We start from the raw sequence: 19,523 nt of genomic DNA, 5'->3' as shown, positions 1-19,523 counted from the left end.
AGGCCGTGAACCGCCCCCCGCGCAGGCCGACTAAACTTGATGGGTGCAGTTCTCCCTTTGGCTGGCCCTCGCGGGCGCCGGCGTCCTCATCAGCTTCACCCCCGGCGCAGGCGCCATAAACACCATGAGCAACTCGCTGACCGCCGGGTTCAAGCGATCCATCTGGGGCATCCTGGGGCAACAGGCCGCCCTGATCCTGCACGTTATTGTGGTGGCCCTCGGTGTCGGTGTCCTGGTTGCCGGCTCCCCGGTCGCCTTCAACGCCATCCGCTACGCAGGCGCCGCTTACCTGGTGTACCTCGGCATCAGGCAATTCCTGCGCAAACCGGACCTGGACCAGGAGAAGGTCGCCGCGCTCCGGAACGAGCCTGCCTGGTCCATGTTCCGCAGGGGGCTGTGGGTCAACCTGCTCAACCCCAAGGCCATCGTCTTCTTCCTGGCTTTCATGCCGCAGGTCATCCGGCCCGCCAGCCCGCTCCTCCCCCAGTACTCCGTCCTTGCCGCGACCGTGGTTCTCATCGACATCCTCGTAATGTGGTTCTTCTTCGCGGCGGCGGCGAAGTCGTTCCAGCGCTTTACCCACAATGCCCACGGCCAAACCGTGCTCAACAGGCTTTTCGGTGTCCTGTTCGTCGCAGTGGGCGTGCTGCTGGCATTCATCCACTAATTACGGCGCGCCGCGACGCACTTTTGTGACAGCAGGGCCAGCCAACTTTACGCGATCTGTCGATAATAAGGGCACTTACTAGCCAAGAGGAGCCGGCGTCGTCCATGCTTATCGAATGAACTCAACGACGAGCCCATACCGCGTCATCGCCGTCTGCACGGGCAACATCTGCCGGTCGCCCATGGCGGAGCTGATGCTTAGCGCCGCCTTCGCGGAGGCGGGGCTCGCCGACGTCGTGATCGTTGATTCCGCGGGCACCACCGCCTACGAGGCCGGACGCCCCATCGACCCGCGGGCGGCACGGAAGCTCGCCACCCACAACCTTTTCTCGGACCGGCACATTGCACGGGAATGGCGCTCCGAATGGTTCACGGAGCGGCACCTGATACTGGCTCTGGACGTGGACCACTACGGCTGGCTGCGGGCCTCCGCCCCGGACGACGACTCGCTGTCCCGGATCCGCATGCTCCGCAGCTTCGACCCCGCCCTGGAGGACGGCGATCCGCTCGAGCAGGGCATCGAGGACCCCTGGTACGGCGGCCACGCCGACTTCGAGGCTGTGTGGGACCAGGTCCAGGCCGCTGTCCCGGGCATCATCCACTACGTGCAAGACGCCCTCGCGCAGGACGCACGAGGTGCCGACCGGAACGAAGCCGGCACGGTCGCGGCCCCTGTCCGGTGAATGTCCGGTGAATGGGCACCGGGCCCGCAGCGGCAAGCGCCACAGCCACCAGGCCGGCAGCAGTCCGCTTCACAACGTCCAGGTTGAGGACAGCCAGCAGGTACGCTCTATTTCATGACCCCCGCACCTGTGATCATCGCCATTGACGGGCGGTCCGGCGCAGGTAAAACCACATTGGCGATCGAGCTCGCGGCCACGCTGCGGAGCCACCACAAGGTCTCGCTGTTCCATCTGGAGGACATCTATCCCGGCTGGGACGGATTGTCCGCCGGCATCGAACGCTACGTCACTACGGTGCTGGCTCCCCTAAGCCGCGGCGAAGCGGCCACGTGGGTCAGCTGGGACTGGAAAAACCATAGCGACGGCGACCCGCGGGTCACCCTGCCCGCCGAGATCGTGATCGTCGAGGGCGTTGGGGCAGCGGCAGCCGCCGCCAGGCCGCATCTCGACGCCGTCATCTGGGCCGATGCCTCCGACGGCGAGCGCCGCACGCGCGCGCTGGCACGTGACGGCGCGACGTACGAGCCGTTCTGGGACCAGTGGGCCGGCCAGGAGGCGGACCTCCTGGCCGCGGACGACATCCCGCAGCATGCGCAGGTCCGGGTCCTCAACCGCGCGGACGGCACCGCCCCCGCGGACGCCCTGCAGGCACTCACCTACCTCCCGGTGCTCACCACGGCCCTGGTTCCCGAGCTCTCCTCCCGGCGCGGCCTGCGACTGCTGTCGGAACGCATCGAGACCAGCCCCGATCCCGCCGCACTTTTTCAGGCGCTGTACGGAACGTCGGGCAATGCGGTCTGGCTGGACTCCTCCCTGCGTTCGGCCGGTACAGCCGGTCCCAGCACGGGAACCCCCGCGGCGGAGCGGAGCCGCTTCAGTATTTTGGCGGACGACGGCGGCATTTTCGGCCAGTCTGTCCTGCACAGTTCCGGGGTCACCCGGATCACCGCCGGATGCGCCACGGCCAACGTGTCCGGGCCGTTCTTCCGCTGGCTGGAGACGGTGTGGGGACGCAAGGCCGTGCGCGGGCCGGAGGACTACCCGTGTGACTTCGCGCTGGGCTGGCTGGGCTACCTCGGTTATGAGCTCAAGCGTGAAACCGGCGGGCAGGACATCCCCTCGGACGCGCCTGATGTGGGCCTGATCTTTGCCGGCCGCGGCGTGGTCCTGGACCACACGGACAACACTGTGTGGCTGCTTGCCCTCGACGCGCCGGACGCTGCGGGCTGGCTGGACCGGGCCCGAGATGCCGTGGCCGCTGCACCGGAAGCCGGCGGCAGCAACGGCGTCGTACTTCCGGCGGCGAACTCCGCAGCTCCGGCGCATGACGCAGCCCCGGCATTTGCCGGCCGCGACAGTGAGGCGAGCTACAAGCGCAAGATCGCCGAAGCGCAGCACCAGATCGCCGAGGGGAATTCCTACGAGATCTGCCTCACCACCACCCTCGCGGCGGAGGTGCCGGCACTCGACAAGTGGGCCGCGTACCTTGCCCTGCGCCGGCGAAACCCGGCGCCGTTTGCGAGCTACCTCCGGCTCGGCGGGCTCACGGTAGCCAGCACGTCGCCGGAGCGCTTCCTGCGGATAGCGTCCGACGGCGGCATGCGCGCTGAGCCGATCAAGGGAACCCGCCGCCGGGCTGCTGACCCGGACACCGACGCCGCCCTCCGCCACGACCTGGCCACGTCCCTGAAGGACCGGGCGGAGAACATTATGATCGTGGACCTGCTCCGGAACGACCTCAGCCACTTCGCCGAGCCGGGATCGGTGACCGTCAGCCGGCTGTGCGAGATCGAAAGCTATGCCACGGTGCACCAGCTGGTGAGCACCATCGACGCCGTTCTTCTTCCGGGGTCGCCGCGGGCCGAGGCCGTGGCAGCCTGCTTCCCGGCCGGCTCGATGACCGGCGCGCCGAAGATCAGCACCATGGCCATCCTGGACCGGCTGGAGGAGGGCCCGCGCGGCGTCTATTCGGGCGCAATCGGGTACTTTTCGCTGAACGGGGCCACGGATCTGGCGGTGGCCATCCGCACCCTGGTGGTGCAGGAGGACGCCGCGGGCGGAAAGGTAAGGCTCAGCCTCGGCGTCGGCGGCGCCATCACGGCGGATTCCGTGCCGCAGGACGAGTACGAGGAGATCCGCACCAAGGCCTACGGCGTGCTGTCCACCCTCGGTTCCGCCTTCCCCGATTGAGTTTTTGTACAGATATCGCGAGCTAAAGGGCCTCTAAGTCGTGACAAGTGGACAAAAACTCCAAAGTACGTGGGGTGCAGTTATTGGACCGTGGCCGTGAGGCGGGCCACGTTGTCCACGTATCTTGCCGCGAGGGGCCGGCGCATCCAGTCCTCCAGCCGCAGTTCGTGCGAGATGTCACGGTAGGTGTCCTCCACCGCGCGCATGCTGTTCACGGTGTCCGCGCCCAGCAGCATCACCGAAACCTCCAGGTTCAGGGAGAAGGACCGCATGTCCATGTTGCTCGAACCCAGGACCGCCACCTCATCGTCGATGGTGAAGTGCTTGGCGTGGAGCACGAACGGCGCCTTGTACAGGTAGATCCGGACGCCGGCCCGCAGCAGGGCCTCGTAGTAGGACTGCTGGGCATGGTGGACCAGGAACTGGTCCCCCTTCTCGGAGACGAACAGTTCCACGTCCACGCCGCGCTGCGCCGCGGTGGTGATGGCGTAGAGCAGGGAATCGTCCGGCACAAAGTAGGGGCTGCAGACGGAAATCCGGTGCTGCGCCGAGTAGATCAGCGTGTTGAAGAGCCGGAGGTTGTTCTCGGTGGTGAAGCCTGGGCCGCTGGGCACCACCTGGGCCGTGACGCCGCCCGGCGACGGCTCGGCAGGCAGCTGCAGCTGGTCCTCGAGTGACTCGTCGGTCTCACTGAGCCAGTCGGTGGCGAAGACAACATTGAGCGTGGGTACGATCGGTCCCCGCAGGCAGGCCATCAGCTCGATCCACTCCCGGCCGGCCTTGCGGTGCTTGGGGTTGTTGTAGGAGGGCTCGATCAGGTTCTGCGACCCCGTGAACGCGACTTCGCCGTCGATTACCATGATCTTGCGGTGGTTCCGCAGGTCCGGCCGGCGCCACTGGCCGTGGATGGGCAGCAGCGGCAGCATCCGCCGCCACTGGATGCGGCTGGCCTTGAGGCGTTTCAGCAGCTTGTTGTACCCCTTCACGCGCAGCGTTCCGATGTGGTCGAACAGCACGCGGACCTGGACGCCGCGGTCCGCCGCCTCCTCGAGGGCGGTGAGGAGGTCGTCCGTGACGTGGTCCGTGCTCATGATGTAGAACTCGGCGTTGACGAAGCGCTTGGCCTTCCGGACGGCCTCGGTCATGGCGCGGATGGAGTCCGGGTAGCCGGGAATCAGTTCCACATGGTTGCCGTCCACCAGCGGGATCGACCCGAGCCGGCGGTTGAGTTCGGCCGCGGACTGGACCCACTCGGGACCCGAATACTCACTGGCGACGTCGGAAAGCGCCGCACTGCCGGCGCGGACCCGCTCGTTAACCTGCTGCTGCTGTTCGACGCGGCGGCGCGAGAGCTTGAAGTTGCCGAAGAGCAGAAAGAGGATCAGCCCCAGGGCCGGCACGAAGAAGATGCCCAGCAGCCAGGCCATGGCCGTGGTGGGCCGCCGGTTGCCCGGGATGATGCCCACCGCCAGGACCCGGATGACCAGATCCGCGCCGCTGAGCAGCAGGATCAGCCATGCCGGCAGTGTTTCCGCCAGCGGAAATGGCCACAGCACAGTTGAAACCCCCGTTAATTCTTACCCTCGCAGCCATTCCGTATGGAGCGTTGAGGCCAGCCTATCGGGCACCGGCCGCACTAAGCTTGAGGCATGACCTCTCGTACCTCCCACACAGTGCTGGTGTTCCTGGATCCGGACTATGTGAACGGCCGGCTTGCCGACCCCGAAAAGCCGCAGCTGATGGCCACCGACCTGGGCGCCACCCGCGGTGACGGGGTGTTCGAGTCCATGCTCGCCGTCGCCGGCCACACGCGGAAGATCCAGGCCCACCTGGACCGGCTGGCCCGCTCGGCCGAGGCATTGGACCTTGAGATTCCGGGGCAGGACGACTGGCGCCGTGCGGTGCAGACGGGCGTCGCGGCGTTCCGTTCCGACAACCCCGCCTCCTCCCCGGAGCTGGACGAGGCCGTGGTCAAGCTCATCGTCACCCGCGGCGTCGAGGGCGCCGCCGCCCCCACCTGCTGGGTACAGGTCTCCCCCGTGGCCGCGGCCGGCCGGCGCCAGCGCGAGACCGGCATCGACGTCATCCTCCTTGACCGCGGCTATGACAGCGACGCGGCCGAGCGCGCCCCGTGGCTGCTGCTCGGCGCCAAGACCCTGTCCTACGCGGTGAACATGGCCGCGCTGCGCCATGCCCACAAGCAGGGGGCGGACGATGTCATCTTCACGTCCTCGGACGGCCGCGTGCTGGAGGGCCCCACGTCCACCGTGCTGCTGGCGAATGTTGAGAAGAACGACGGCGGCGCAACTGTTAAGCGGCTCGTCACGCCGCAGCTGGACAGCGGCATTCTCCCCGGAACCTCACAGGGCGCCCTGTTCGCCGCCGCCAAGGCGGCCGGCTGGGAACTGGGCTACGGCCCGCTGAAGCCCCAGGACCTGGCGGACGCCGACGCCGTCTGGCTGATTTCCAGCATCCGCCTCCTGGCCCCCGTCAATCACATTGACGGACGCGAAATCGGCACGCCGGCGCTCCGCAAGCAGCTGACCGCCGAGCTGAATGAACTGTTTGCCGGAATCGAGTGATAACAAAAGGGCACCGTTCGAAAAAATGTAGGACAAGCCAGCGCCCCGCGTTGTAGTCTTCTTCCACGGCCAACTGCCCGTACCCGCAGGGGTACTGACACGCGGTCTGGTTCCGGGCTCAGCCGGAATGAGTACGTATAAAGGAATAGCCGATGTCTTGGGACGAGAATTCCCTTCCCGCATGGACAAACTCACCACCCACGGGCTTGGGGGCCCAGGCAGCGTTGCCGGGGGACATGGGTGGAATTTCTGTGCGCTGGCAAGCCCGCCAGATCATCACCGAACTGCTCGCCGAGACAGATCCGGCCAGCGAGTGGACCCGCACGCAGTTGCGGGTCCTGTTCGAGGCACATCCGGATAATCCCGAACAGGTGCTGCTTGAGCACCTCACCGCCACCACAGAGTTGGCCAACGCGGAGAATGGCGCTATCCCTGTCAGCGTGCCTTCGCAGGCTGTTGCTGCGCCTGTGCCGGTTCCGTTTACCCGGCGCAGCAGGAACCGGATTGAAGCCATCCTTTCTGACAAGATGCTGTTGACCGCGTTCCAGCCGATCTGCCGGCTTCCGGAGGGGCAGGTGATCGGGGTCGAAGCCCTGACCCGCTTCGTCAGCGACGACGGTGCCAGTGCAGACCACTGGTTCAACGAGGCAGAGTCCGTCGGCCTGGGCACAGACCTTGAACTCGCTGCGCTTCACCGGGCCCTCTCTGCGGCCCAGGCCGTGCCCGAGCACATGTTCATCGCGCTGAACCTGACACTTGCAACGTGCGCGGACCCAAGGATCCCCGGGCTGCTGGAACATTCCCAGTTGGCCATGGACCGGATCGTCATCGACCTGAACGGGCCGATCGCCCTGGACCAGTACCCGACCCTGACGGCCGCCATCGCTCCGCTGCGGCGCCGTGGACTGCGGATCGCAGTGAACGGCGCCGAGGCCGGCTTCACTTCCATGGACCAGGTCCTGGAGCTTCACCCGGACATCATCAAGCTGGACCGGAATTTCATCGCAGGCATCGAGGACTCCCCGGGCCAGCGCCTGAGGGCCGCCGCCATGGGTGAACTCGCCCGGTACATCGATGCGGCACTCGGCGCCCAGGGCGTGGAGACGCCGGAGGAACTCGAGGCCGTGACCGGACTTGGCGTGGCCGCTGCGCAGGGCTACCTGCTGGGCAGGCCCTCCGTCCACCCGCTGGACTGGAATGAATGGATCCGTTCCGAAAGCGAGACGGCCACCAGCGGCCCTGCCTCCTGACGGGCCTCGGCGTGTCTGGTCCTCCGCGAGGCTCCGGCCCTCCTGGGCTAGTCCTCCGCCAGATCTGCGGCCAGGCGAATGTGGTTGTCCGCCAGCCACACAGGGTTGAATGCCTTGCTCTGGTAGTTGCTGCCCGTGTCCGGGGCGATCGCCACCAGCACTGACCCGTGCGGCGCCGCCTTGGCCACCCGGAGCGCCGCCGCCACGGTCAGTCCGGACGACGGCCCGAGGGACAGGCCTTCGTCGTTAAGCAGCCGGTGCAGCGTGGTGTACACCTCGTCGTTCGGAATCCGCAGGAACCGGTCCAGCAGCCCACGGTCGAAGACCTTCGGCCAGTCGGGCTTGGGCCAGGAGTTGCCCACACCGTCCACCAGGATCTGGCCCGGATGCCCGCCGCTGTAGACCGAACCGTACGGGTCCGCGCCGATCACCTCGACATGCCCGCCGGATTTTTCCTTGAGGTACCGCCCGTTCCCGCTGATGGTGCCTCCGGTGCCCACGCCCGCCACGAAGTGCGTCACCCGGCCGGCCGTCTGCTCCCAGATCTCCGGCGCCGTCCCCTCATAGTGCGCCTGAGGGTTGGCCGGGTTGTCGAACTGCAGGGGACGCCACGCGCCGGGAATTTCGGCCGTGATCCGGGCCGCGACCGCCCGCGCGTTCTCCGGCGAATCCGATGGCGCGCTCCAGTCCGTGAACACCACCCGCGCCCCGTACCGGTTGAGGGCCTCCAGCTTCTCCGAGGAAATGGAATCACCCGTGACCACCACCACCGGATGGCCGGTCAGCGCCCCGATCAGCGCGAGCCCGATTCCGGTGTTCCCGGAGGTGCTTTCCACGATGGTCCCGCCGGGCTGCAGCTCGCCGGTGCGCTCGGCCGCCCGGACCATGCTCAACGCGGTCCGATCCTTGATGGAACCGCCGGGGTTCTCGGATTCGAGCTTGACGAAGACGGTGCTCCCCAGCCCGCGGCTCAGCACGTCCAGCGGCACCAGCGGAGTGTTCCCCACCCGTGCCAGCACCGCACCGGCGTCCATCCCGGGGTCCAGTACCTGCGCCGCATGCCTTGCCTGGCGGCCGCTTCCTGTCACGGTGGTCATGATTCTCCTCCCCCATCATCCGGATTCGGGTCATTCGGGCCGCCGTCATTCGGGCGGCCGCCATTCGGGCGGCCGCCATTCGGGCGGCCGTCATTCGGGCCGCCCAGATCCGGTGTCCGTAATTCGGGCATTCCTGCCAGCAGGTCCCCGAGCGCAGCACGCGCGCTGTCAACCAGCACCGCCGCCGGCAGCCGCCCGGCCAGCAGCTCCGACAGCCGCGCCACGACGGCGCCGGTGCCTGCTCCAAGCTGCCGGATCTCCGCCTCGCGCAGATCGGTGTCCTGTGCTTCGGCCAACAGGTAGGAGGCCGTCAACGCCTCAATGGTGAGCAGCTTACCGGCGGCCTCCACCGAGCGCTCCAGCTGCTGGAGGGCCAGCGGGGCCAGCGTGGAGTGGTCCTCGACGTCCGCGGACAGGGTGGGGGCGCCGAGGGTGGCAGGCGCCGCCAGGAACTTCAGCTCCGCCAGCAGGCCGGCGGCCGAGTACCAGAGCAGTCCCGGCAAGTCCTCGGATGCGAGCGGCGTGCCGGCCCTGGCCGCCTCAAGGTTGAGCTGCCGGATCAGGCGCTGCGGCGGATAGAGCTTGGCGATCCGCCGCTCGCTGCTGATTCCGACATGTGCCAGACCGAGCCGCAGCGCCTCGAACGCCAGGGCGAGCTGCATGGGCTGGAAGTTTCCGCCCGACACCATCCGGCCGGAGGCTATGTCCGTGAGGGGGTTGTCGCCCCTGCCGTTGAGCTCCACCTCGAGCGCCGCGGCCAGGGCGGTGACCTGGGCCCGGAACGCACCGTGCGTCTGCGGCGCGGCACGGAAGGACAGGGCGTCCTGGACCGATACCTGCCGCCGAGGGTCCTCCAGCCAGCCGCCGCGCACCAGGCGCCGGACATTGGCCGCCGAGACGCGCTGGCCGTCCACTGCCTTGGCCGACTGCACAGCCGGCGAAAACGGGCTGAGGTTCCCGCCGCCGTCGTACCTGGCAGTGGCCTCAAGCGACAGCGCCAGCGCGGTGTCCGCCAGATCCGCAAGTCGCCGGATGCGGCGGAGCTCCAGCGCGCCGGCGCCGATCGAATAGGAGTTGGCGCTGACCAGCGCCAGGGCCTCGCCCGGCGCCAGGACCAGCGGTTCCAGCCCGGCGGCGGTGAGCGCCTCGGCGCCGTCCTGCAGGCCGCCGTCGGGAGCAAGCGCCTGTCCCTCACCGATGGCGACGGCGGCAACCGCCGCCAGCTGGGTGAGGTCCGACGAGCCGACGGACCCGTCGCGCGGAACGGCCGGCACCACGCCCCTGTTGAGCAGTTCGGCGTAGAAGCGGGCGGTCTCCGGACGCACCCCCGAGCCACCACGGGTGAACCCGATGAGCCTTGCCAGGATGAGGGCGCGGACTTCATCCCGGTCCAGCAGCGCGCCGACGCCGCTGTGGTGGTAGCGCACCACCTGCAGCTGGAAGTCGAGGATGGATTCCTGCTCCACGGCGGTGTCGCGGCCGGAGCCGAGCAGGGTGTTCAGGCCGTAGACGCGGCGGCCGGAATCGATGGCCGCCTGCACCACCTCGCGGGACAGGCCCACGAGCTCGAGGGCTTCGGCACTGAGGACCACCTCCACCGCGGGATCGGCCGCCACTTCGGCAACGTCGTCAGCTCGGATGTGGGCGGTACCGATCAGGAACGTGCCGCGCCGGACGCCCGGCAACAGCCCGTCGTACCCCCTGGCCCCTGCCATGGCGCTAGAAGTCCAGCAGGTTCCGGCGGAAGCCGCCGTCGCCGTAACTCGTCCGCAGCAGTCCCCGCCTCCGAAGCACCGGCGCCAGCCTGTCCAGCACGCCGTGAATGGTGGCCGGATCCACGAAGCCGGAGAAGAGGAACCCGTCGCCGCCCACCGCGGCCCCGGTCTCCTCGAGGTAGTCGGCGATTTCCTCCGCGGTGCCGATGATGCTGTCGCCGGCGCCGCCGCTGCGGGCCTGCAGGATCTGCCGCAGGGTGGACCCCGGCGGCGCGGCCTTGGAGAAGTGCTCCAGCGTGCCCTGGTTGCTGTTGGTGCTGAGCTCGGGGAGGGGCGCATCGAGGTCGAACTGCTTGAAGTCGATGACGGACAGATAGGAGATCGAGTTGAGCTGGCTGTCGATGTCCCGTTGCGTGAGTTCCCGGCGGGCAGCCCGCAGCTCCTCCGCCTCGGCCCTGGAACCGGTCACCGTGGGTTTGAGGACGAACAGCACCTTGACGTCGTCGGGGTTCCGGCCGGCCCCGGCGGCCTCGGCTCGGATGGAGTCCCGGTACGCCTTCATGCCGTCCGCACCGCGGGCCAAGGCAATGGCAACATCCGCGTTCGCGCCGGCGAAGGCCTTGCCCCGCGGGGATGCCCCGGCCTGCACCAGCACCGGCTCCTCCGGCAGCGGTGCCGTGTTCAGCGGTCCGCGGACCTTGAAGAACTCCCCGTCGTGGTGGATGGGCCGGACCTTGGTATGGTCCGCGAAGACGCCGGCCCGGGCGTCCTCCAGGATGGCGTCGGGTTCCCAGCTGCGCCAAAGCTTGCGCACGACGTCCACGAACTCCTCGGCCTTCTCGTAGCGGAGGTCGTGCTCGATCTGCTGGTCCAGCCCGTAGTTCTGCGCGGCAAGGTCGCTGCCGGAGGTCACCACGTTCCAGCCCAGCTGCCCGTTGGAGAAGTGCTGCAGCGTAGCCAGCAGCCGGGCCGCGGTGAACGGCGGATAGAAGGAGGCGCTGATAGTGGGCACAATGCCGAGATGCTCCGTGGCGGACAGCAGGTACGGCACCAGGGCCAGCGGATCGTGCTTGGGCGCAAAGGATGCCTGCGCCAGCGAAACCTGCGCGCTGCCGCCATACGTGTCCGGGACCGTGAGCGAATCCTCGATGATGAACAGGTCCAGCCCGGCCCGCTCGAACTCCCGGACCGCATGCTGGTAGGGGGCGGGCTTCTTCCAGTCATAGCCGATTCCGTAGCCGGGCGTCCCCCAGCCCTGAACCCCGAAGCCGTGGCCCACAAACCATCCAAAGTGCAGCATGGGAGTCACTGTATTCGCGGTCGAATCATTCACTGTGGCCTGGTTTCATCCGGCGTTACGGCGGTTCATCTCCCGTCATTATCCTCCCGGCCACAGGCTTTGTAACCGCAGCGCTTGGACTGCTGTCCCCACCCCGTTGCTTTGGATGCGTTACGGAACATGACGACGACGGCGGTGCGCACCGCCGTCGTCAGTGTTACGTTTTTCGGGAGTAATGAGTACCGGCATTAAGCCCTGACTGGCCGGTCGGCAACCCTCCTTCCACGGCGGGGTGCCTCAGGTGAATACTCGGCATATCGACCACTTCGAGCTGCAAGCGTGAGAAAAGGAGATCCGTCGTGTCAGACGCCCCCGCCGTTGCAACGCTGCCGTCCCAGCAGGATAAACCCGAGGAAAAGCTGTCCTACCGCCTGATCACGGGCCCGGACGACCGTGCGTTCTGTGAGCGCATCTCGGCTGCCTTGGCCGAGGGATACGTGCTGCACGGCAGCCCCGCCGCAACCTTCAACGGCACCAGCGTCATCGTGGCCCAGGCCCTTGTGCTGCCCGCCGCCATCGCCACCGCGGATGCCGCCGTCGCCACCGCCGTGGACCGGCTGGACTCCGATGACGACCTCAACGCAGAAGCCTACGAGGGCCACGCATGAGCTACGCCGGAGACCTCACCCCGCAGGACGCGTGGGCCAAGCTCGAGGAGGGCGCCGTCCTGGTGGATGTGCGCACCGAGGGCGAATGGGCGCACATCGGCATCCCGGACACCAAGGCCACGGAAAATGATCCTCTTTTCATCCAGTGGACCTTTCCCGGCGGCATTCCCAACCCCGACTTCGTCGAGCAGCTGAAGCAGCAGGCGCCTGAGGACACCGGGGTGGAGCTGGTGTTCCTGTGCCGCTCCGGCCAGCGCTCCATCGCCGCCGCCATCGCCGCCACACAGGCGGGTTTCACCGCCTACAACGTCCTCGAAGGCTTCGAGGGCGAGCCCGACCGCTACGGTGAGCGCACCGTTAACGGCTGGAAGAACCGCGGCCTGCCGACGAACCTGGGAAAGAACTAAGTTGACCTTTAATCACGACGCCGCCGGCTGGAGCCCCGATACCCAGGCCGTCCGCGGCGGGCTTGACCGTACCAATTTCCAAGAGACCACCGAGCCCGTCTTCCTGAACTCCGGGTTTGTTTACGAGTCAGCCGCTGCCGCCGAACGCGCCTTCACCGGCGAGGACGAACGCTTCGTCTACTCGCGCTACGGCAACCCGTCCGTGGCCACGTTCCAGGAACGTCTGCGGCTGCTGGAGGGCACGGAGGCGTGCTTTGCTACGGCGTCCGGCATGTCCGCCGTGTTCACCGCCCTGGGCGCCCTGCTCGCGGCCGGGGACCGCGTGGTCGCCAGCCGGTCCCTGTTCGGCTCCTGCTTCGTGATCCTCAACGAGATCCTGCCGCGCTGGGGCGTGGAGACCGTGTTCGTGGACGGGCCGGACCTCGAGCAGTGGCGTGCGGCCCTCTCGGTGCCCACCACGGCCGTCTTCTTCGAATCCCCGTCCAACCCCATGCAGGAGATCGTGGACATCGCCGCGGTCAGCGAACTCGCCCACGCCGCCGGCGCCAAGGTGGTGGCGGACAACGTCTTCGCCACCCCGCTGCTGCAGCGCTGCGGAGACCTCGGCGCGGACGTGGTCGTCTACTCCGGCACCAAGCACATCGACGGCCAGGGCCGGGTGATGGGCGGCGCCATCCTGGGCACCAAGGAATTCATCGACGGGCCGGTCAAGCAGCTCATGCGCCACACCGGCCCGGCACTCTCCGCGTTCAACGCCTGGGTGCTCACCAAGGGCCTGGAGACCATGGCGCTCCGCGTGAACCACTCCTCCGCCACGGCGCTCCGCCTGGCCGAATGGCTGGAGGCCCAGCCCGCCGTCAGCTGGGTGAAGTACCCGCTGCTGAAGTCCCACCCGCAGTTCGAGCTGGCGGCCAAGCAGATGAAGGCCGGCGGCACCGTCCTCACGCTGGAGCTTGCGACGACGGCAGGCCAGTCGGGCAAGGAAGCCGCCTTCGCGCTGCTGGACGCCCTGAGGATCATCGACATCTCCAACAACCTGGGCGACGCCAAGTCGCTGATCACCCATCCCGCCACCACGACGCACCGTGCCATGGGGCCGGAAGGACGCGCCGCGATCGGGCTCAGCGACGGAGTGGTGCGGCTGTCCGTGGGCCTGGAAGATGCGGATGACCTCATCGCGGACCTGGAGCAGGCGCTCAAGCAGATCTGACCCTTCCGGGCCCGGCTGTTCTTACGTCCAATGGCGGGCTGTGTACGTGCATTGCGCTGCACGTCCCTTCGTTTCGGGCGTCCTTGAGAACGGGACTGCGGCACGGTTTAGTGGGTGGACAGGCAGGGTTTACCCAGGGTTTACACGAATGGTCTTGTTAGGCTTCGTGCACACTGGTCAGACTCTAATAACACCGATGAACCGACCGAACCCCTGTCGGTTCAGCACGACACCCAGGACAGACGCAGCGATGCGTTCGGGGCCGCGGCCGCGACGACGCTGCGCGCAGCCTCCCTGACCGGAAGGAACGCCATGGCCGGAGTATTTGAAGTTTTCGTTGATGCAGAGTCCCAGTTCCGGTTCCGACTGAAGGCGCCCGATGGAACCGTGCTGGCGATCTCCGCACCGTTCAAGGACAAGCGTGCGGCCGCTGCTGCGATCGCCGACGTACGCGAATGCGCCGGGACGGGGCTTATTACGGACCTCTCCCCGGCGGCACCTCAGGCGACGGCCAACGCCGCAGAGCCAGGACGTGCTGTGCCGCACGTGCCTGCCCAGGCCCCACTTTCGGCACGGGCCGAGCACCGCAGGCAGGGATTCGGCAAGAGGCGCACGGCGTCGGATGCCAGCGGAACACCGCTGCACAGGCCGGCGGCTGCGCCGGCCCGGTGGACCGGAGCAGCCTAACCGCCGCCATATGGCGCCGCGGGGCTGGCTGGCTTCTGGCTTCTAGTAACTGACGGCCAGCCGAACCTCGACATCGTCCCCTCCTCCGCAATGTCCACCGGCAACGTGATGAAGTGCCAGGCGGCTTCGCCCGGATAGAGCCACAACGGGGCCCGGAATGCATATGCCCCGGTCACGGACTGAGTATGGCACGGCGTAACAGGCGGCAGGACGGTTTTACTTAGGTAAGCCTTAACTAATATCATCGTGCGGTGACCACGCAGCTTGATTTCGCGCGGGTGCCCTTCGCCGCCGATCTCGCAGGCCACGGGGACAGGCCCGCCATTTTCACAGACAATTTCACTCTCACCTACCAGGAACTGGCCGACAGGGTTGATGCCCTCGCGCTCCGGCTGGGCACCCAGCGGCGCCTGGTGGCATTGGCGGCGGCGAACGACGTCGACTCCCTGGTGGCCTACCTCGCTGCCCTGGTTGCCGGCCACCCGCTGATCCTGCTTCCGGAGGACAAGCCGGCGGCGCTTGAGTCCCTGGTGGCCGCGTACGACCCCGACGTCGTGCTGCGTTCCGCCAACGGACAGACGCTGTTCGAGGAACGCAGGGCGGGCACCCGGCACGAACTCCATCCGGACCTCGCTCTTCTGCTCAGCACCTCCGGCTCCACCGGCTCGCCAAAGCTGGTGCGCCTGTCCACCGCCAACCTGCAGGCCAATGCGGAGTCGATCGCCGAGTACCTGAACATCGGCCCGGCAGACCGCGCCGCAACCACCCTGCCGATGTCCTACTGCTACGGGCTGTCCGTGATCAACAGTCACCTGCTCCGGGGTGCGGGCCTGGTGCTCACCGACCTGTCCGTTGTTGATCCGTGCTTCTGGGAGCTTTTCCGCACCGGCGGGGCAACATCGTTCGCCGCAGTGCCCTACACCTTCGAACTGCTGGAACGCGTGGGCTTTGCCGGGATGGACCTTCCTGGGCTGCGTTATGTCACCCAGGCCGGAGGCCGGCTTGCCCCCGAACGCGTGCAGGGCTACGCCGAACTCGGCCGCCGGAAGGGCTGGGAACTGTTCGTCATGTACGGCCAGACGGAGGCCACCGCCCGGATGGCCTACCTTCCGCCCGAGCTGGCCGCCGAGCACCCCGCTGCCATCGGCATTCCGGTGCCGGGCGGCGCCTTCCGCCTCGAGCCCGTGCCCGGCCTCGAGCACGGCGAACTCGTCTACACCGGGCCCAATGTCATGCTCGGCTATGCGGAGACGCCGGAGGATCTCGGCGCCGGCCGCACGGTCCACGAACTCCGCACCGGGGATCTGGCCAGGAAGCACCCTGCCGGCGTCTACGAAGTGGTGGGGCGGCGCAGCCGGTTCGTCAAGATCGTTGGCCTCCGGGTTGACCTCGGCCAGGTGGAGCGCATCCTGGCCGACCTCGGCGTAGAAGCGGCGAGCGCGGGCACAGACCAAGGCCTCGTCGTCGCGGTCGAGGGCAGCCACGACACCCAACTGCTGGCCAAGGTCCTCGCGCAGGGCATCGGGCTGCCCCGTGCGGCCCTGGAGCTGCACGCCGTCGAGCACCTCCCCCGACTGGCCACCGGCAAGGTGGACTACCCGGCGGTCCTGGCGCTGTCAGAACCAGGACTCTCAAAACCCGGGCTCCCAAAACCCGGGCTCTCAAAACCCGGGCCGGCCGGCCCGGGACCGGGCTCCAGGCCGGACCCCGCGCCCGACGACGTGCGGCGGATTTTCCGCGACACCCTGGAGAGCACGGACATCGGCGACGGCGACACGTTCGTCTCGCTGGGCGGCGACTCGCTGTCCTACGTGGCCACGTCCGTCCGCCTGGAGCAGCTGCTGGGCCACCTTCCACCGGACTGGCACGTAACGCCGGTCCGCGACCTGGAGCGCTCGGGGAAAGGGCCTGCCGGGAAGATGCGCCGGTTCTTTGCCCCGCTCGAAACCAGCATCGTGCTCAGGGCCGTGGCCATCGTGCTCATCGTCAGCACCCACGTGGGGCTGATGAAATGGCCGGGAATGGCCCACGTGCTCATGGCGGTGGCCGGGTACAATTTCGCCCGGTTCCAGCTCAGCGGGGAACGGCTTCCCCGGTTCAGGCGCCAACTCACCAGCCTGGCGCGGGTGGCGGTGCCCAGCATGGCCTTTATCGGAGTGGCCTACCTGATCACCGACCGGTACACCCTGGCCAATGTCCTGCTCCTCAACTCCGTGATCGGCCCCGAAGCCGTGACCACGCAGTGGCATTTCTGGTTCATCGAGGTGCTGGTTTACATCCTCCTGGGCATGACAGCCCTGCTGGCCATACCCTGGGCGGACCGGGTGGAGCGGCGATTCCCGCTGCTCTTTCCGCTTGCCGTCACTGGCGTCGCGCTGCTCTCGCGCTATGACATCGTTGATCCCGGCATCCCGCACCCGTCGCCAACCCTGTGGCTGTTTGCCCTGGGGTGGACCGTTGCCCGGACCCGGACGTGGGTGCAGCGGTGTGCGGTATCAGTCCTCGCGATCCTCACGGTCCCCGGGTACTTCTTCGGGGATACCCACCGCGAGCTGACGCTTGTTGCCGGAATCCTGCTGCTCACCTGGCTGCCCGCCATCCCCGTGCCTAAGGGTCTGCAGCGGCTGGCGGTCCTGCTGGCCAGCGCTTCCCTCTACGCGTACCTCGTGCACTGGCTGGTTTACCCGCTGCTGGATGCAATCAGCCCGGCACTGGCGGTGGCAGCGTCCTTGGCGGCCGGGGTGGCCTACTGGGCGCTGTGCACGCGTGTCATGGGGCTGTTGAGCCGGAGCAGCTGGGCCACGCTGCGCCGCCGGTTCAGCCGCTCCAAGGCCCACACCTCCTGATCGGGCGGCCTGGGCTCAGGCGCCCCGGCTCAGCGGCCCGGCTCGCCGGCTCAGATCGCCTGGAGCTCGCGGGATGCCACGGCGGAGACAAGCATAGAGCCGGCAGCCGTGACGGGGTCAATGACGGGAATCCCCAGCCTGCGCCGCAGGACGTCCGCCATGCCGATGCTCGTCAGGCCTGTGCTGGCCTCCACGATGACGTCCGCTCCGGCATCCAACAGCATATGGGCGGCGGCGAGCGCGTCGAAGATGCCGGTCGGCAGCAGGAAGCCGTCCGGCGTCTCCACGCTCTCGGGGCCGTCGATCAGGAGCATTCGGTCGCCCAGGGCATCGGAAATGGGACCCGGCACTGAGTGCTTGAGGCCAAGGACGCCCACCCGGCCGCCGAAGGCGAGTGCTGCCGCAGCCGCTGCGGAGCCGGCACCGATCACCGGGATGGTCAGCAGGGCCCGCGCCTCGGGCAAACCGGGATCGGCGGCGCAGCTGATGACCAGCGCGTCGACGTCCGGCGCCATGTCCAGCGCGAGTTCCACCACCTTGGGCACAGCACGCCGTAGCGAATCAGCATCGTGGACGCCCGAGGGCTGGTCCGGGATGCACCGTGTTGTCACATCGAAGCCGAATGTCTCGCGGAGCAGCTTTCCGTGCGAGTTGAGCAGGCGCCTGTCCGTGGTGGTCAAAGCCCTGATGATTCCTACGCGCATGGTGTGTTCCTTCCCCGGCGGGTCTTGTGGTTCCACCCTAGCCAGCCCAGGTTTCAGGCGGATTACCACGCGCGAACTGGCAGGTAATGCCTTCAAACGTGCGTTTTGAGGGCGTTAGCTGCCAGTTCGCGCTCCAGGGGATGAGGCTTAAATGCTCGTGCGCGCTCCTGTGGTTCGCACTGCCGGAGTGCCGGTGTCAGAGCTGCCGGACGCGCAGCAGTTCCGGAGCGGCATAGGCATCCGGGCCGACGTACCCGCCGGCTCCCTTGTGGGTGGCCCGCACGGCGTGCGCGACGACGGCACCCAGCCCGCCGTCGTCGGGCTCTGCCTTGTCCAGTACCACCTGGCGGACGCCGCGCTGCTCCGCGGCGCCGGTGCCGCGCGCGAAGATCTCCTCGACGCCCTGCCGGACCAGGTCCAGCTCACCGTTCTCGGCCAGCACCGGCTCCAGGAAGTCGACCAGCGAGCGCACCACGTCCTCGGCGGGCACAGGCCGGAAGCTACCGAAGTCCAGCAGTTCACCGCGCAGGCCGAAGTTGCTGGCCTGCCAGGCAGCCATCCGCAGCAGCACCGTCGGCACGGGCGTGGGCTCCACACCCTCACGCCATTCCCGGCACGCCGATTCCACGAGTGCCCGGACCAGGACGGCGATCAGCGCGGCGTCCTCGGCGCGGAGGCAGACGTCCGCCACCCGCACCTCCACGGTGGGATGGTTCCGGGAGAGCCGGGCGTCGAAGTAGATCATGCCCTCGTCCAGCACCACGCCGCTGTCCAGCAGCCGGGTCACCACCCGGCGGTAGGAGGACAGGCTGCCGTAAATGGCGGACGGGCCCGACGACGGCCAGCGGTTCCATGCCTGCGTGCGGTAGCTCTCGAATCCGGTTTCCACGCCGTTCCAGAACGGCGAGTTGGCGCTGAGCGCAATCAGGACCGCCAGCTTGTCCCGGATCCTGTCCAGCACGGCCACGCCTTCGTCCGGGGATTCGATGTAGGTGTGGACGTGGAAGCCGCAGGTGAGCTGTTCCTGGGCGGTCAGGCCGAACCGTTCCAGCATCCTGGCGTAGCGCGGATCCGGCGTGGTGTGGCTGGAGAGGGCCAGCGGTGACGTGGCCAGCGCGGCAATCCGCGCACCGTGCCCCTGTGCGGCGTCGTCGGCCAGTGCCCTGCCGGCACGGATCTGCCGGAGCAGTTCCGCATGGTCCAGGCACGGGCGTGTCTGGGTCTCGATCTGTTCAAGCTTGAGTTCGGCGCTCAAGCCCATTTCGTCGTCGTCGCACTTGGCTTCGGCCTTTTTCTTCACCAGCCGGGGCTTGCCGGGGGCGTCGTCGGCGGCGAGTTTGCGGCCCGCCAACAGGGCATCGGCGAGCGCCAGCGGTTCTCCGCTGTCCGGATCAACGATCAGGAGCTCTTCCTCCACGCCAAAAGTCCGCATGCCTACATTGTGCGCCAGAGCCGCGAAAACGTCCCCGACATGACGAAGCGCGAACTGGCAGATAACACCCTCAAATCCGTCCGGAGGGGTCATTATCTGCCAGTTCG

The 19,523-nt window shown here is 67.8% G+C and carries 16 protein-coding genes and 1 riboswitch; of the genes, 10 read left to right on the top strand and 6 right to left on the bottom strand.

The window, feature by feature from the left end; genetic code table 11:
• Positions 1-43 precede the first annotated feature (43 nt).
• The 3 genes from AC57BR_RS16495 (at position 44) to AC57BR_RS16485 (ending at position 3,539) form a co-directional block, all read left to right on the top strand.
• Positions 44-667: a LysE family transporter gene (locus tag AC57BR_RS16495; protein WP_496362439.1), complete on the top strand. Its 624-nt coding sequence runs from the start codon at positions 44-46 to the stop codon at positions 665-667.
• Between the two features lie 115 nt (positions 668-782).
• Positions 783-1,349, top strand: coding sequence for a low molecular weight protein-tyrosine-phosphatase (locus AC57BR_RS16490; RefSeq protein WP_496362437.1), 567 nt, complete (start codon positions 783-785; stop codon positions 1,347-1,349).
• A 114-nt stretch (positions 1,350-1,463) separates the two neighbouring features.
• Entirely contained in the window at positions 1,464-3,539 is a 2,076-nt protein-coding gene (locus AC57BR_RS16485) for a chorismate-binding protein (protein ID WP_496362435.1), read from the top strand.
• Positions 3,540-3,619: 80 nt separating this feature from the next.
• Here AC57BR_RS16485 and cls read toward each other — a convergent pair whose 3' ends face one another.
• A complete protein-coding gene (gene cls / locus AC57BR_RS16480; protein WP_496362433.1) occupies positions 3,620-5,095 on the bottom strand; it encodes a cardiolipin synthase in 1,476 nt (491 codons plus the stop codon).
• A gap of 93 nt (positions 5,096-5,188) precedes the next feature.
• Between cls and AC57BR_RS16475 the strand changes: the two genes are divergently transcribed.
• Positions 5,189-6,121: an aminodeoxychorismate lyase gene (locus AC57BR_RS16475; protein WP_496362431.1), complete on the top strand. Its 933-nt coding sequence runs from the start codon at positions 5,189-5,191 to the stop codon at positions 6,119-6,121.
• A gap of 251 nt (positions 6,122-6,372) precedes the next feature.
• Positions 6,373-7,371 carry an EAL domain-containing protein gene (locus AC57BR_RS16470; RefSeq protein WP_496362429.1) on the top strand — a complete coding sequence of 333 codons (999 nt, stop codon included), beginning with the start codon at positions 6,373-6,375 and terminating at the stop codon, positions 7,369-7,371.
• A gap of 47 nt (positions 7,372-7,418) precedes the next feature.
• On the opposite strand, the gene AC57BR_RS16465 is transcribed toward AC57BR_RS16470, so the two are convergent.
• The 3 genes from AC57BR_RS16465 to AC57BR_RS16455 are packed head-to-tail and all read right to left on the bottom strand — an operon-like array spanning position 7,419 to position 11,483.
• Complete coding sequence (locus AC57BR_RS16465; RefSeq protein WP_496362427.1) at positions 7,419-8,468, bottom strand: PLP-dependent cysteine synthase family protein; 1,050 nt, start codon at positions 8,466-8,468, stop codon at positions 7,419-7,421.
• The gene (locus tag AC57BR_RS16460; protein WP_496362425.1) at positions 8,465-10,183 is read right to left on the bottom strand and encodes an aromatic amino acid ammonia-lyase; all 1,719 of its coding nucleotides are present in this window, start codon (positions 10,181-10,183) and stop codon (positions 8,465-8,467) included. Before AC57BR_RS16460 ends, AC57BR_RS16465 begins: the two co-directional genes overlap by 4 nt.
• Positions 10,184-10,187: 4 nt before the next feature.
• Positions 10,188-11,483 (bottom strand): NtaA/DmoA family FMN-dependent monooxygenase, encoded by a 1,296-nt coding sequence (locus AC57BR_RS16455; RefSeq protein ID WP_496362423.1) that lies wholly within the window; start codon positions 11,481-11,483, stop codon positions 10,188-10,190.
• A gap of 210 nt (positions 11,484-11,693) precedes the next feature.
• Positions 11,694-11,808: riboswitch (SAM riboswitch) on the top strand.
• Between the two features lie 13 nt (positions 11,809-11,821).
• Here AC57BR_RS16455 and AC57BR_RS16450 point away from each other — a divergent pair.
• From AC57BR_RS16450 to AC57BR_RS16430, 5 genes are all read left to right on the top strand, one after another.
• Positions 11,822-12,130 (top strand): DUF1737 domain-containing protein, encoded by a 309-nt coding sequence (locus tag AC57BR_RS16450; protein WP_496362421.1) that lies wholly within the window; start codon positions 11,822-11,824, stop codon positions 12,128-12,130.
• The gene (locus AC57BR_RS16445) at positions 12,127-12,537 is read left to right on the top strand and encodes a rhodanese-like domain-containing protein (RefSeq protein WP_496362419.1); all 411 of its coding nucleotides are present in this window, start codon (positions 12,127-12,129) and stop codon (positions 12,535-12,537) included. The genes AC57BR_RS16450 and AC57BR_RS16445 overlap by 4 nt, the downstream gene beginning before the upstream one ends.
• A 1-nt stretch (position 12,538) precedes the next feature.
• A complete protein-coding gene (locus AC57BR_RS16440) occupies positions 12,539-13,747 on the top strand; it encodes an O-succinylhomoserine sulfhydrylase (RefSeq protein WP_496362417.1) in 1,209 nt (402 codons plus the stop codon).
• Between the two features lie 312 nt (positions 13,748-14,059).
• Positions 14,060-14,434: a YegP family protein gene (locus AC57BR_RS16435; RefSeq protein ID WP_496362415.1), complete on the top strand. Its 375-nt coding sequence runs from the start codon at positions 14,060-14,062 to the stop codon at positions 14,432-14,434.
• Between the two features lie 251 nt (positions 14,435-14,685).
• On the top strand, positions 14,686-17,280 hold the full coding sequence (locus tag AC57BR_RS16430; RefSeq protein WP_496362413.1) for an AMP-binding protein: 2,595 nt from the start codon (positions 14,686-14,688) through the stop codon (positions 17,278-17,280).
• Between the two features lie 50 nt (positions 17,281-17,330).
• Here AC57BR_RS16430 and AC57BR_RS16425 read toward each other — a convergent pair whose 3' ends face one another.
• Together AC57BR_RS16425 and AC57BR_RS16420 are read right to left on the bottom strand one after the other, a co-directional pair.
• Positions 17,331-17,984 (bottom strand): aspartate/glutamate racemase family protein, encoded by a 654-nt coding sequence (locus AC57BR_RS16425; protein ID WP_496362411.1) that lies wholly within the window; start codon positions 17,982-17,984, stop codon positions 17,331-17,333.
• A gap of 196 nt (positions 17,985-18,180) precedes the next feature.
• Complete coding sequence (locus tag AC57BR_RS16420) at positions 18,181-19,416, bottom strand: glutamate--cysteine ligase 2 (protein WP_496362409.1); 1,236 nt, start codon at positions 19,414-19,416, stop codon at positions 18,181-18,183.
• Positions 19,417-19,523: the final 107 nt, after the last annotated feature.

It is taken from the genome of Arthrobacter sp. BGA-UO-ETr-C19 (genome assembly GCF_059568005.1).
This window is presented reverse-complemented; position numbering and strand designations above follow the sequence as displayed.